This is a genomic window from Streptomyces racemochromogenes (assembly GCF_039535215.1).
Lineage (GTDB): Bacteria > Actinomycetota > Actinomycetes > Streptomycetales > Streptomycetaceae > Streptomyces > Streptomyces racemochromogenes.
In genome coordinates this window covers 5335603-5349899 of record NZ_BAAAWT010000001.1, presented here as the reverse complement: position 1 = coordinate 5349899, position 14297 = coordinate 5335603, and the positions used below count along the sequence as shown (strand labels likewise).

General features: G+C 70.8%; 11 protein-coding genes. All 11 read right to left on the bottom strand.

Going from position 1 to position 14297, the window contains the following annotated elements; translation table 11 throughout:
• Positions 1-42: 42 nt before the first annotated feature.
• On the bottom strand, positions 43-1698 hold the full coding sequence (pgi, locus tag ABD973_RS24600) for a glucose-6-phosphate isomerase (RefSeq protein WP_125823935.1): 1656 nt from the start codon (positions 1696-1698) through the stop codon (positions 43-45).
• Positions 1699-1869: 171 nt separating this feature from the next.
• Complete coding sequence (locus tag ABD973_RS24595; RefSeq protein WP_007263454.1) at positions 1870-2205, bottom strand: RNA polymerase-binding protein RbpA; 336 nt, start codon at positions 2203-2205, stop codon at positions 1870-1872.
• Positions 2206-2383: 178 nt separating this feature from the next.
• Complete coding sequence (gene secG, locus ABD973_RS24590) at positions 2384-2617, bottom strand: preprotein translocase subunit SecG (protein ID WP_125594341.1); 234 nt, start codon at positions 2615-2617, stop codon at positions 2384-2386.
• Positions 2618-2730: 113 nt separating this feature from the next.
• Positions 2731-3516 carry a triose-phosphate isomerase gene (tpiA, locus tag ABD973_RS24585; RefSeq protein ID WP_125594316.1) on the bottom strand — a complete coding sequence of 262 codons (786 nt, stop codon included), beginning with the start codon at positions 3514-3516 and terminating at the stop codon, positions 2731-2733.
• Positions 3517-3522: 6 nt separating this feature from the next.
• Complete coding sequence (locus tag ABD973_RS24580; RefSeq protein WP_125820756.1) at positions 3523-4734, bottom strand: phosphoglycerate kinase; 1212 nt, start codon at positions 4732-4734, stop codon at positions 3523-3525.
• A gap of 157 nt (positions 4735-4891) precedes the next feature.
• Entirely contained in the window at positions 4892-5896 is a 1005-nt protein-coding gene (gap, locus tag ABD973_RS24575) for a type I glyceraldehyde-3-phosphate dehydrogenase (protein WP_125594314.1), read from the bottom strand.
• 232 nt (positions 5897-6128) lie between these two features.
• On the bottom strand, positions 6129-9101 hold the full coding sequence (locus tag ABD973_RS24570; protein WP_345502133.1) for a M14 family metallopeptidase: 2973 nt from the start codon (positions 9099-9101) through the stop codon (positions 6129-6131).
• Positions 9102-9262: 161 nt separating this feature from the next.
• Positions 9263-10258: a DNA-binding protein WhiA gene (gene whiA / locus ABD973_RS24565; protein ID WP_030237199.1), complete on the bottom strand. Its 996-nt coding sequence runs from the start codon at positions 10256-10258 to the stop codon at positions 9263-9265.
• Positions 10249-11313 (bottom strand): gluconeogenesis factor YvcK family protein, encoded by a 1065-nt coding sequence (locus ABD973_RS24560; RefSeq protein WP_125594312.1) that lies wholly within the window; start codon positions 11311-11313, stop codon positions 10249-10251. Before ABD973_RS24560 ends, whiA begins: the two co-directional genes overlap by 10 nt.
• On the bottom strand, positions 11310-12281 hold the full coding sequence (gene rapZ, locus ABD973_RS24555) for an RNase adapter RapZ (protein WP_125820759.1): 972 nt from the start codon (positions 12279-12281) through the stop codon (positions 11310-11312). Before rapZ ends, ABD973_RS24560 begins: the two co-directional genes overlap by 4 nt.
• Complete coding sequence (uvrC, locus tag ABD973_RS24550) at positions 12278-14281, bottom strand: excinuclease ABC subunit UvrC (protein ID WP_125594310.1); 2004 nt, start codon at positions 14279-14281, stop codon at positions 12278-12280. The genes rapZ and uvrC overlap by 4 nt, the downstream gene beginning before the upstream one ends.
• Between the last annotated feature and the right edge of the window lie 16 nt (positions 14282-14297).

The following is a 14297-nucleotide window of genomic DNA, read 5'->3' as shown; positions in this document are numbered from 1 at the left end:
ATCCTGTCCGGTGCGGGGCCCTTCCCCGTGCGTCAGGCCGGGTCAGCCACGGCCGCGCAGCTCCCGGTACGCGGCCACCAGCGCCCGCGTCGACGGGTCGAGGCCCTCCACGTGCGAGCCCCCGGTCAGCGCCGGCTCCACGCGCTTGGCGAGGACCTTGCCGAGTTCGACGCCCCACTGGTCGAAGGAGTCGATGTTCCACACCGCGCCCTGGACGAACACCTTGTGCTCGTAGAGGGCGATGAGCTGGCCCAGCACCGACGGGGTCAGTTCACCCGCGAGGATCGTCGTCGTCGGGTGGTTGCCCCGGAAGGTCTTGTGCGGGACGAGCTCCTCGGCGACGCCCTCCGCGCGGACCTCCTCGGCGGTCTTGCCGAAGGCCAGGGCCTGCGTCTGGGCGAAGAAGTTCGCCATCAGCAGGTCGTGCTGGGCCGCCAGCGCCGGCGGGAGCTCCGCCACCGGGCGGGCGAAGCCGATGAAGTCCGCCGGGATCATCTTGGTGCCCTGGTGGATCAGCTGGTAGTAGGCGTGCTGTCCGTTGGTGCCGGGCGTGCCCCACACCACCGGGCCGGTCTGCCAGTCCACCGGATTGCCGTCCCGGTCCACGGACTTGCCGTTCGACTCCATGTCGAGCTGCTGCAAGTAGGCGGGGAAACGGGAGAGGTAGTGGCTGTACGGGAGCACCGCGTGCGACTGCGCGTCGAAGAAGGCCCCGTACCAGATGCCCAACAGGCCCAGCAGGAAGGGGGCGTTGGCCTCCACCGGCGCGGTGCGGAAGTGCTCGTCCATGGCGTGGAAGCCGCCGAGCAGCTCGCGGAAGTTGTCCGGGCCGATGGCGATCATCAGGGAGAGGCCGATGGCGGAGTCGAAGGAGTAACGTCCGCCGACCCAGTCCCAGAAGCCGAACATGTTGGCCGGGTCGATGCCGAACCCGGTGACCTTCTCGGCGTTGGTGGACAGGGCCACGAAGTGCCGTGCCACGGCTGCCTGGTCGCCGCCCAGCCCCGCGAGCAGCCATTCCCGCGCCGAGGTGGCGTTGGTGATGGTCTCGATGGTGGTGAAGGTCTTCGAGGCGATGATGAACAGGGTCTCCGCGGGGTCGAGCTCGCGCACGGCCTCGTGGAGGTCGGCGCCGTCCACGTTGGAGACGAACTTCAGGGTCAGGTCGCGGTCGGAGAAGGCGCGCAGCGCCTCGTACGCCATGGCGGGGCCGAGGTCGGAGCCGCCGATGCCGATGTTGACCACGTTCTTGATGCGCTTGCCGGTGAAGCCGGTCCACTCCCCCGACCTGACCTGGCCGGAGAAGGCCGCCATCTTGTCGAGGACCTCGTGCACGCCGGGGACGACGTTCTCGCCGTCGACCTCGACGACGGCTTCCCGGGGGGCGCGCAGCGCGGTGTGCAGGACCGCGCGGTCCTCCGTCACGTTGATCTTCTCGCCGCGGAACATGGCGTCGCGCAGCTCGGCCACGCCGGTGGCGGCGGCCAGTTCGCGCAGCAGCCCGAGCGTCTCGTCGGTCACGAGGTGCTTCGAGTAGTCGATGTACAGGTCCCCGACCCGCAGCGTGTAGCCGGTGGCCCGGTCCGGGTCCGACTCGAACAGCTCCCGCAGATGCGTCTGCCCCAGCTCTTCCCGGTGCTTGCCGAGTGCGTGCCACTCGGGCGTCCGGTTGAGCCTCGTACGGCTGTCTGCGTTCATCTCGGACATCAACCCACTTCTTCCGTCCTGTTGTGCCCCGCCAGCGTCCAACCTAAGGGATCGGAAGGGGGACAACGCACACAAAGGGGCCCGGCCCACGGGATTCGTTCTCCCGCGGGCCGGGCCCCGAGTCGCTCTCGAGCGCGGCGCGTCGTGCTGGGACGGGCGGGCTCAGATCTCGCCGCGGAGCTTGGCGAGGGCCTCGGCGAGGATGGCCTCGCCGTCGGCGTCGGTGCGGCGCTCGCGGACGTACGCGAGGTGCGTCTTGTACGGCTCCGTGCGCGGCGGCGCGGGCGGGTTGTCCCGGTCCTGGCCGGCCGGGAACCCGCAGCGCGGGCAGTCCCAGGTGTCCGGCACCTGCGCGTCGCTGGCGAAGCTGGGCTGCGTCTCGTGCCCGTTCGAGCACCAGAAGGAGATGCGCAGGCGCGGCGCGGATTCACCGCGCTCGGCCTCGCCCATCGGCCCGGCTCCGACCCGACTTCCACGAATCGCGTTGCCACTTGCCACGGTCGTAACTCCCTGCGTGATGGTGCCGCGGAGCGTGCGGGATGTCCGCTGCGGGCGCCCCAGTCTACGTAAGGCCCAACGCGCGTCCAGCAACCGGAGTTACTCGCTCCAGGCGCGGACGCAGGCCCTCATGATAGGCCGGGCGCAGCCGGCGGGACGGCCCGAATGGCCAGAACCGTCAGGAGCCGTTGGACTTCATGAGCAGGCCGAGCGCGACGATGCAGGCGAACCACAGCAGGCCGACGACGACCGTGATGCGGTCGAGGTTGCGCTCGGCCACGGAGGAGCCTCCGACCGAGGACTGCATGCCGCCGCCGAACATGTCGGAAAGGCCGCCACCCTTGCCCTTGTGCATCAGCACGAGCAGCATCAGCAGAGCGCTGAAGACGATCAGGGCGACCGAGAACCCCATAACCACGGCTGATTCCTACTTTCTGGGCTTGCTGGAGGAAGCGGGGGCCGGCTGCCGCGCGTACGCGGCCCCCGGCCCCCGCAAGGGTACGACGGATCGGCCCTACCGCATACTCACTGGTCGCGGAAGCGGACGATCTTGACGAACTCGTCCACGTCCAGCGCCGCGCCGCCGATCAGGGCGCCGTCCACGTCGGGCTGGGCCATGATCGCGGCGATGTTGCCGGATTTGACCGAGCCGCCGTACTGGATGCGGACCTTGTCGGCCAGCTCCTGGGAGTACAGCTCCGCGAGGCGGCCGCGGATCGCACCGCAGACCTCCTGCGCGTCCTCGGGGGTGGCGACCTCGCCGGTGCCGATCGCCCAGACCGGCTCGTACGCGATCACGATGGACTCGACCTGCTCGGCCGGGACGCCCTGGAGGCCGCCGTCGACCTGCGCCAGGGTGTGCGCGACCTGGTTGCCGGCCTTGCGGACGTCCAGGCCCTCGCCGACGCACAGGATCGGGGTGATCCCGTTGCGGTAGGCGGCCTTGACCTTGGCGTTGCAGACCTCGTCGGTCTCGCCGTGGTACTGGCGGCGCTCGCTGTGGCCGACGGCGACGAAGGTGCAGCTCAGCTTCGACAGCATCGGGCCGGAGATCTCGCCGGTGTAGGCGCCGGAGTCGTGCGCCGAGATGTCCTGGGCGCCGTACTTGATCTTCAGCTTGTCGCCGTCGACCAGGGTCTGCACCGAGCGCAGGTCGGTGAAGGGCGGGAGCACCGCGACCTCGACGGCGTCGTAGTCCTTGTCGGCGAGGGCGAAGGCGAGCTTCTGGACGTGGGCGATGGCCTCGAGGTGGTTGAGGTTCATCTTCCAGTTGCCCGCCATCAGCGGGGTGCGGCCGTTGACAGTGGTCATGGGGGTTCAGCCCTCCAGGGCGGCGAGGCCGGGGAGCGTCTTGCCCTCGAGGTATTCGAGGCTGGCGCCACCACCGGTGGAAATGTGACCGAAGGCGTTCTCGTCGAAGCCGAGGATGCGGACCGCGGCGGCGCTGTCGCCACCGCCGACCACGGTGAAGGCCCGGCTGTCGACGAGGGCCTGCGCGACGGCGGTGGTACCGCCCGCGTAGTCGGGGTGTTCGAAGACGCCGACCGGGCCGTTCCAGAAGACGGTCTCGGCGTCGGCGATCTTCGAAGCGTACAGCTCACGGGTCTTGGGGCCGATGTCCAGGCCCTCCTTGTCCGCGGGGATCTTGTCCGCGTCGACCGTCTCGAAGACGGCCGGGGTCTTGCCCTTGAGGTCCGGGAAGTCGGCGGAGACCAGGACGTCGACGGGCAGGACCAGCTCGACGCCGGTCTTCTCGGCGCGCTCCATGTACTCCGTGACCTTGGGCAGCTGGTCTTCCTGGAGCAGGGAGATGCCGACCTCGTGGCCCTTGGCCTTGAGGAAGGTGTAGGCCATGCCGCCGCCGATGAGGATGCGGTCGGCCTTGCCGAGGAGTTCGTCGATGACGGCGAGCTTGTCGGAGACCTTGGCGCCGCCGAGGACGACCACGTAGGGGCGCTTGACGTCGGCGGTCAGCTTCTTCAGGACGCCGACCTCGGTGGCGATGAGGTAGCCGGCCGCGTGCGGGAGGCGCGCGGGCAGGTCGAAGACCGAGGCGTGCTTGCGGTGGACGGCGCCGAAGCCGTCGCCGACGTAGACGTCGGCCAGCTCGGCGAGCTGGTCCGCGAAGGCGCCGCGCTCGGCGTCGTCCTTCGAGGTCTCGCCGGCGTTGAAGCGCAGGTTCTCGAGGACCGCGACCCGGCCGTCGGCGAGGGCCGCGACGGTCTCCTTGGCGGAGGCGCCGACGGTGTCGGTGGCGAAGGCCACCTCCGTGCCGAGCAGCTCGCCGAGCCGCTTGGCGGCCGGGGCCAGCGAGAACGCCGGGTCCGGGGCGCCCTTGGGGCGGCCCAGGTGCGAGGCGACGACCACGCGGGCGCCGGCCTCGGCGAGCTTCTCGATGGTCGGCTGGACGGCGCGGATGCGGCCGTCGTCGGTGATCTCGCCGTTCGCCAACGGAACATTGAGGTCCGCGCGGACGAATACCCGCTTGCCGGCCACGCCCTCGGCGAGCAGTTCGTCGATCGTCTTCATGTGTTTCCTACTCCTTGGGAGACCTTCGCCCGGTGGGCGAGGAGGGGAGGGCCAGGCAAGCAACAGGGCCCGAACGGCGCCTCATCGCGCCGAGCGGACCCTGTGCTCACATCGTGTTGCCTATTGCCTTGCCCTACGCTTTTGGGATCTGACGGCCTTAGAGCTGACCGCCGACGAAGACGGTGAGGTCGACGAGTCGGTTGGAGTAGCCCCACTCGTTGTCGTACCAGCCGACGACCTTGACCTGCTTGCCCTGGACCATGGTCAGGGAGGAGTCGAAGGTGCAGGAGGCCGGCCAGTTCACGATGTCGGAGGAGACGATCGCGTCCTCGGTGTAGTCGAGGATGCCCTTGAGCTGGCCCTCCGCGGCCTTCTGGAAGGCGGCGTTGATCTCGTCCTTGGTGACCTCGCGGTCGAGCTCCAGTACGAGGTCGGTGACCGAGCCGGTCGGGACCGGGACGCGCATGGCGATGCCGTCGAGCTTGCCCTTGAGCTGCGGCAGGACCAGCGCGGTGGCCTTGGCGGCACCGGTGGAGGTCGGGATGATGTTCTCGGCGGCGGCGCGGGCGCGGCGCAGGTCCGAGTGCGGGAAGTCCAGGATGCGCTGGTCGTTGGTGTAGGCGTGGACCGTCGTCATCATGCCCTTGACGATGCCGAAGTTCTCGTCGAGGACCTTGGCCATCGGCGCCACGCAGTTGGTGGTGCAGGAGGCGTTGGAGATGACGTGGTGCTTGGCCGCGTCGTACTTGTCCTGGTTGACGCCCATCACGATGGTGATGTCCTCGTCCTTGGCCGGGGCCGAGATGAGGACCTTCTTCGCGCCGGCCGCGAGGTGCTTGGCGGCGTCGGCCTTCTTCGTGAAGATGCCGGTGGACTCGATGACGATGTCGGCACCCAGCTCGCCCCAGGGGAGGTTCGCGGGGTCGCGCTCGGCGAAGGTCTTGAAGGTGTTGCCGCCGACGGTGATGGTGTCGTCGGTGTGGGAGACCTCGGCCTTGAGGCGGCCCAGAATGGTGTCGTACTTGAGCAGGTGCACCAGGGTGGCGTTGTCCGTCAGGTCGTTGACACCGACGATCTCGATGTCCGCTCCCTGCTCGAGAAGAGCCCGGAAGTAGTTACGGCCAATTCGGCCAAAACCATTGATGCCTACGCGGATCGTCACGAACCGATCTCCTCGTTGGTGCGCCGGCCTGTCCCGCCGGCGAGCTGTATGGGATGTCCCCGACCGCTTACGACCCTACCTCTCTGTGAGCTTTTGAGTGACATCGGTCGGAGCCTGACACTCCCCGCTCTGTGCGGGGTACATGCCCGGGGCCCTGTACCAATGGCCTCGGCACGGGACCCCCGGGACTTCGGTCCCCGTCACCGAGAGTGAACGGGGACCGGGTCGTGGATCAGCGGTCCAGGGACCTGAGCACGCTGCCGAGCACCGCGGCGCGGTCGGCCGGGGCCGTGAGGTGCTCCAGCCCGAAGCCGAGGAGGACCGTGTCACGCGTAGTGACCGCCGCGTAGGACTTGAACAGCTCCCCGGTCCTGGACCAATCTCCCGGAACGTCGGGACTTCCGGCGGGCGCCGGCTGCGCGGTCCACGCGCCGAGGGAGGTCTCGAAGCCCTCGGCGGGCTGGTCGGTACCGCCGACGGACAGCCGCGCCTCGTCGGCGAAGACGCCCCGGCCGCCCGAGGCGGGGTCGGTGATGTAGGCGAGGGAGACCTCCACCGTCTTGCCCGCGTAGGCGCTCAGGTCGAAGCCGACCTGCTTCCAGCCGCCGGAGGAGCCGGTGAAGCTGTTCCACGCTCCGCTACTGCCGGAGGCGGTGCAGCCGCCGCCGGCGAGGGTGAGGTAGCGGCGCAGGAAGGGGTGGCCGTTGACGAAGAAGCCGGCCTCGCACTCCGCCGGGACTGTGGCGGAGCTCAGCCCTCCCGAGTCCGGGAGTGTGGTCCAGTCGTCCCCGCCGGCCGTACGGGCCTCCAGGACGGCGTGGTCGTAGCCCTCCTCGGTGTTCCAGTTGAGGGTCGTCTTCAGCTTCGGCTGGTCGGCGGCGGTCACCTTGGTGAGGTCGATGGTGCGCGTGAGGCGCTTCCAGTCGCCGTCGTCATGGGTCGCCGACGCCATCCCGGTGCCCGCGTAGGGGGCGTACGGGTTGGTCACCCCGGCGTACTGGCCCGCCTGGGCGCTCTTGAACTGCGGGAACCGGGCCGCCGGGAGCGTGTCGGAGGTGACGGTGTAGGCACCGGGGGCGTTCAGCGGGTTGCCGGCCGCGTCGCCGAGGGAGCCCTTGGCGCCGGCCAGGGTGCCCGCGCCGGTGAAGCCGGTCGGGCCCTTGACCGGGGCACGGCCGTACGCGCCGAGGTAGTACTGGCTGAAGTCGTCGGTGAGGGCGCGGCCGACCTGGGCCCGGCCGCCGGCCGGCTCACCGGCCTCGACGAGCTTGCCGCCCTCGTTGAGGAAGTCGCGGACCGCCAGCTGGGTGGGTCCGCCGGGGGCGCCGGCGCCCGTGTAGTGGACGGCCGTGCGGAAGTGGGAGAGCACGCCGAGGTGGTGCGGGACGCCCTGCGCGGCCACGTCCCACACGGCGGCCGACTTCCCGTTGGCCCGCAGCGCGTCCACGTATTCCCGGGCGTGCTGGGCCGTGGCGCCCTCCTCGGCGATCACCAGGACGTCCGCGCGCGGCCGCTCGGCCACGGTGTACGTGAAGTGCTCGCTGGAGACCTTCTCGCCGGAGCGGTCGCGTCCGGTGAACCAGACCTCGACCTTGTCCCCGGGCTTGGCGCCGTCCACCGTGCCCCGGTACTCGTCGAACCAGTTGTTGTCGTCCCCGCCGTAGACGTCCCCGCCCTTCCAGGCCCTGAGCCCGTCGTCGTGCGCACGGCCGCCGTTGACACGGAAGTTGAGGCGCTTGTCCTTCAGCGCCTTGCGGGCCGTGACGGCGACCGTCTGGTCCTCGCCCCGGGCCGCGTAGGAGGTGGTGAAGGGGTCGGGGGTGAAGTCGGCGGCGCTCAGGCCGACGGAGGAGGAGGGCCGGTCCGGGTGTGCGGCGCTCTCGCCGACGCTCAGCGCGAAGGGGACGTTCTTGGCGAACTCCTGCTGGATCAGCTTCTCGTCGTCGGGGAAGTTGAAGCCGGAGGCGCAGTCCTCGGGCTTCCAGGCGTCGTTCGGGTCGATCGCGGAGGCCGTCTGGCAGGTGGTCATCTCCGGCGTGAACATCATGACGCCGTTGACGTTGGCCGCGTGGCCGTCCGCCTCGCCGTTGGTCGTGTACAGCTCCGAGGAGATCTGGGGGTAGTAGCCGGGCACGGCGGGGTTCTCGGGGGTGCCGGCGAGGGCCTTGTAGGCGATGTCGTCGGGGGTGGGGGTGGCGACCTGCCAGCCGACGCCGTACAGGATCAGCTCGGACGCCGAGTGGTAGTTGATCGCGTACTCGAAGCCGATGCGCTTCTCGAAGCCGTCGAGGGCCGTGGTCTCGGGCTCGGACTGCGCCCTGGGGCCGCGGAAGGTCTCGCTGGAGGGGTTCGGGGAGGAACCCTCGTTGTCGTAGCCCCACTTGTGGGCGAAGTTGCGGTTGAGGTCGACGCCGTCCACCGCGGTGATCTTGCCGTCCCCGTCGTTGTCGCGGAGGTTCTTGCGCCACAGGCGGGTGCTGTCGGAGGTGAACGTGTAGTCGTAGCCGTCGGGGTTGGCGGAGAGCAGGAACCACAGCTCGGTGGAGTCCACCAGCTTGGTGATCCGCTGGTCCTTGCCGTAGTTGTCGAGGGTGTGGTGCATCAGCCGCCGGGTCATCTCGGGGGTGATCCACTCCCGGGCGTGCTGGTTGGACAGGTAGAGCACGGACGGCTTGGCGCCGTCCCTGGTCCGCTTGGCGTCCTTGGTGACCTTGAGGGCGAGGATGTCCTTGCCCTGGAGGCTCTTGCCGATGGAGACGACCTTGGTGAGCGCCGGCTTCTCCCGGGCGGTCCGCAGGATCTCCTCCTGGAGGCCGCCCTTGCCGCTGTACGGGCGGAAGACGCCGTCCCCGGCGGCCTTGGCACGGGCCAGGCCCTGGGCGGGCACCTTGCGCTCGGCGAGCTTGACCCCCTGGGCGGCGAGCTGCCCGGCCTGCTCCCCGGTGAGGAAGAGCTCGACGCGGGCGGTGCCGGTCTCCGGGGCGCGCTCGGAGAGTTCGTGGGCGTCCTGGCCGGCGGCGAGGACGAGCGGGACCTGCTCGCGGGTGATGTCGGCGTCGTAGACCCGTACCTCGTCGGCACCGGAGGCCGCGCCGGACGCGGGCCGGGCCTGGGCCCGGGCGTGGGCCGCGGCGGGTACCGCGGCCAGTGTGCTTGCGAAGACGAGTGCGCTTGCGGCGAGGATCGAACTCGCGCGGTGCCTCATGTGCCCCCCTGGGCGTCGTCTGCCACGAAAGCTTCGGACGCAAGGCTCACGATCCGAAGATGCACATGTCAATGGGACAAACGGGTGCGGAGCGGGAACGGGACGGGCCCGCACGCGGGTGGGCGTGCGGGCCCGTCGGGAGCGTTCCGGAGAACCGCGGGTCAGCCGGCCATGTTGTCGGCCAGTTCCTCGCTGAGGTCCAGGTTCGACTCGGTGCCCGGAATGCCGAGGTCCTGGGCCCGCTTGTCGGCCATCGCCAGCAGGCGGCGGATCCGGCCGGCGACGGCGTCCTTGGTCAGCGGCGGGTCGGCGAGCGCGCCCAGCTCCTCCAGGGAGGCCTGCTTGTGCTCCATGCGCAGCCGGCCGGCCGCGGCGAGGTGCTCGGGGACCTCCTCGCCGAGGATCTCCAGCGCGCGCTGGACCCGGGCGCCGGCGGCCACCGCGGCCCGTGCCGAGCGGCGCAGGTTGGCGTCGTCGAAGTTGGCGAGGCGGTTGGCGGTGGCGCGCACCTCGCGCCGCATCCGCCGCTCCTCCCAGGCCAGCACCGACTCGTGGGCGCCGAGGCGGGTCAGCAGGGCGCCGATCGCGTCGCCGTCGCGGACCACGACCCGGTCCACGCCGCGTACCTCGCGCGCCTTGGCGGCGATGGAGAGCCTGCGGGCGGCGCCCACCAGGGCCAGGGCCGCCTCCGGGCCGGGGCAGGTGACCTCCAGGGAGGAGGAGCGTCCCGGTTCGGTGAGGGAGCCGTGGGCCAGGAAGGCACCGCGCCAGGCCGCCTCCGCGTCGCAGGTGGCGCCGGAGACCACCTGCGGGGGAAGACCCCGGATGGGGCGGCCGCGGCCGTCCACGAGGCCCGTCTGGCGTGCCAGCTGGTCCCCGCCCGCGACGACGCGCACGACGAAGCGGCTGCCCCGGCGCAGCCCGCCCGGGGCCATGACCACCAGGTCGGAGGAGTGGCCGAAGATCTCCAGGATGTCCTTGCGCAGCCGTCGGGCCGCGATCCCGGTGTCCAGCTCCGCCTCGATGACGATGCGGCCGCTCACCAGGTGCAGGCCGCCCGCGAACCGCAGGATCGCCGAGACCTCCGCCTTCCTGCAGCAGGTCCGGGTGACGGGGAGGCGTGAGATCTCATCCTTCACCGCGGGCGTCATCGCCATGGGCCGATCCTTCCATGCATCCGAAAAATACGGTCGTACGCGGCGGCCAGCAGCTCCGGATCGTGCTTCGGAGAACCGTCCTGTCTGGCCACGGGAGCCAGCTCGACCGCGGCACCGAACCGTTTCGCGGCATCGGCGAGGGACTCGCGGTCGGGCACGGCGGCCTCGTCGGCCAGCACCACGTCCAGGGCGAGTTTAGGGGCGTGTCGGGCCAAAACCTCCAAATGACGCTGCGGAGAGAAGCCCTCGGTTTCGCCGGGCTGCGGCGCCAGGTTCAGTGACAGGACCCGCCGGGCCTTGGTCTGTACCAGCGCGTCCAGCAGCTCCGGCACGAGCAGGTGCGGGATCACGGAGGAGAACCAGGACCCCGGGCCCAGCACCACCCAGTCGGCGTCGAGCACGGCGGCGACGGCCTCCGGCACGGCCGGCGGGTCCGTCGGCACGACCTGCACCGAGAGCACCTCGCCGGGTGTGAGGGCCACCGTGGCCTGCCCCCGGACCGTGTCGACCTCGTCCGGGCGGGCCGGGTCGTGCCCCTTGACCAGCGCCTGGAGCTCCAGCGGCACCGCCGACATCGGCAGCACCCGGCCCTGCGCGCCGAGCAGCTTCCCGACCAGGTCGAGGGCCTGGACGGGGTCGCCGAGCTGCTCCCAGAGGGCGACGATCAGCAGGTTGCCGACCGCGTGCCCGTGCAGATCGCCCTCGGACTGGAAGCGGTGCTGGATGACCCGGGCCCAGGTCTGGCCCCAGTCGTCGTCGCCGCACAGCGCGGCCAGCGCCTTGCGCAGGTCGCCCGGCGGCAGCACGCTCAGCTCCTCCCGGAGCCGTCCGCTGGAGCCGCCGTCGTCCGCGACGGTGACCACGGCCGTGAGCTCGCCGGTGATCCGGCGCAGCGCGGCGAGGGAGGCCGACAGGCCCATGCCGCCGCCGAGGGCGACGACCTTGGGCGCGGCCACCTTCGACGCCGCGCGGCGGCCGGCGCGGCCTTCGCCCTCCTCGCCCCGTCCGGGGGTCAGACGGCGCAGGCGGCGCAGCCGCAGGGTGCGTCCGGTCACTCGCGCCCCATGTCCCGGTGGACGACGACGGTCTCGACTCCCTCGGAGGCGAGGCGGGCGGCGAGCTTCTCCGACATGGCCACGCTGCGGTGCTTGCCGCCGGTGCAGCCGACGGCGATGGTCACGTACCGCTTGCCCTCGCGGCGGTAGCCGGCGGCGATGAGCTGGAGCAGCTCGGTGTAGCGGTCGAGGAACTCCTTGGCGCCGGGCTGGCTGAAGACGTAGCCCGACACCTCCTCGTTGAGCCCGGTGAAGGGGCGCAGCTCCGGGACCCAGTGCGGGTTGGGGATGAAGCGGCAGTCGACGACGAGGTCGGCGTCGACGGGCAGCCCGTACTTGAAGCCGAAGGACATGACGGTGGCCCGCAGCTCGGGCTCCTCGTCGCCCGCGAACTGGGCGTCCATCTTGGCGCGCAGCTCGTGCACGTTCAGGCTGGAGGTGTCGATGACCAGGTCGGCGTCACCGCGCAGCTCGCGCAGCAGGTCGCGCTCGGCGGCGATGCCGTCGACGATGCGGCCGTCGCCCTGGAGGGGGTGCGGGCGGCGGACCGACTCGAAGCGGCGGACCAGCGCGTCGTCGGAGGACTCCAGGAAGACGATGCGCCGGGTGACCCCGCGGGCCTCCAGGTCGGAGAGGGACTCGCGCAGGGCGTCGAAGAACTGGCGGCCGCGGACGTCGACGACGACGGCGATCCGCGCGACGTTGCCCTGGGAGCGGGCGCCGAGCTCCACCATGGTGGGGATCAGCGCCGGCGGGAGGTTGTCGACGACGAACCAGCCGAGGTCCTCCAGACACTTGGCCGCCGTACTGCGGCCGGCTCCGGACATCCCGGAGATGATCACCAGCTCGGGGATGGCGGTCTCGGCGTTGTCGCCGGGCTCCACGGTCGTGCCCGTACTCACCTGTGCTCCGTCTCGGTCGTGCTCGTTCGCGTGCTCGGTCGTCTGTGCGGTCTCGTGCTGGGTCATGGCGCGGTCCCCCGTTCGGACGATGTCTCCGCAGGTGCGGAGGCCTCGTCCTCAATGATCTCTCCTGTCGCCGTGTTGACGGCAGGACCGGCGGGAACCGCCCCGGCGAGGGCGGCGGCCACGGTCTCCGCCGTCTTGCGGCCTATGCCCGGGACCTCGCAGATCTGGTCGATTGTCGCCTGTCTCAGCTTCTTCACCGAACCGAAGTGCTTCAGCAGGGCCAGCTTGCGGCTCTCGCCGAGGCCGGGGACCTCGTCCAGCGGGCCCGCCTTCAGGCGCTTTCCGCGCTTGTTGCGCTGGTACTGGATGGCGAAGCGGTGGGCTTCGTCACGTACCCGCTGGAGCAGGTAGAGGCCCTCGCTGGTGCGGGGCAGCACGACGGGGTCGTCCTCGCCGGGCAGCCAGACCTCCTCCAGCCGCTTGGCGAGCCCGCACACGGCCACGTCGTCGATGCCGAGCTCCTCCAGGGCCCGCTTGGCGGCCGCGACCTGGGGCTGCCCGCCGTCGACGACGACGAGCTGCGGCGGGTACGCGAAGCGCTTGGGGCGTCCGTCCTCCTCGGGGACCTCCCCGTCCTCGGCGTCCCACTCGCCCGTCTTCAGCTTCTCCTGGAGGTAGCGGCGGAAGCGGCGGGAGACGACCTCGTGCATGGAGCGGACGTCGTCCTGCCCCTCGAAGCCCTTGACCTGGAACCGGCGGTACTCGCTCTTGCGGGCGAGTCCGTCCTCGAAGACGACCATGGACGCCACGACGTCGTCACCCTGGAGGTGGGAGATGTCGAAGCACTCGATGCGCAGCGGCGCGCCGTCCAGCTCCAGGGCGACGGCGATCTCCTCCAGGGCCCGGGAGCGGGTGGTGAGGTCGCTGGCGCGCTTGGTCTTGTGCAGGACGAGGGACTGCTGGGCGTTGCGGTGGACGGTCTCCATCAGCGCCTTCTTGTCCCCGCGCTGCGGGATGCGCAGGCTGACGCCGGACCCGCGCCGCCCGGCGAGCCACTGGCTCAGGGCGGGCGCGTCCTCGGGCAGCGCCGGTACGAGCACCTCCTTGGGGACGGCCTCGCCCTTCTCCTCCCCGTACAGCTGCTGGAGGGCGTGCTCGACGAGCCCGGCGGTGTCGACGGCCTCGACCTTGTCGGTGACCCAGCCGCGCTGGCCGCGGACCCGGCCGCCGCGGACGTGGAAGATCTGCACGGCCGCCTCCAGCTCGTCCTCGGCGACCGCGATGAGGTCGGCGTCGGTGGCGTCGGCGAGGACGACCGCGTTCTTCTCCATGGCGCGGCGCAGGGCGCCTATGTCGTCGCGCAGCCGGGCGGCCTTCTCGTACTCCATCTCCTCGGCGGCCTCGTGCATCTGCTTCTCCAGCCGGGAGAGGTAGGTGCCGGTGCGGCCCGCCATGAAGTCGCAGAAGTCCTCGGCGAGTTCCCGGTGGTCCTCGGGCGTGACCCGGCCGACGCAGGGCGCGGAGCACTTGCCGATGTAGCCGAGCAGGCAGGGGCGGCCGATCTGGGCGGACCGCTTGAACACCCCGGCGGAACAGGTGCGCACCGGGAAGACGCGCAGCATGAGGTCGACGGTCTCGCGGATCGCCCAGGCGTGCCCGTACGGGCCGAAGTAGCGCACGCCCTTCTTCTTGGGCCCGCGCATGACCTGGACGCGGGGGTACTCCTCGTTCATCGTCACGGCGAGGGAGGGGTAGCTCTTGTCGTCGCGGTACTTGACGTTGAACCGGGGGTCGAACTCCTTGATCCAGGAGTATTCGAGCTGGAGGGCCTCGACCTCGGTGGACACGACGGTCCACTCGACGGAGGCGGCCGTGGTGACCATGGTGGCGGTACGGGGGTGCAGGCCGGCGATGTCCTGGAAGTAGTTCGCCAGGCGCTGGCGCAGGCTCTTGGCCTTCCCGACGTAGATCACTCGGCGGTGTTCGTCGCGGAACTTGTAGACCCCCGGGGAGTCGGGGACCTGCCCGGGCTCGGGACGGTAGCTGGAAGGGTCGGCCATGCCAACCACCCTACTG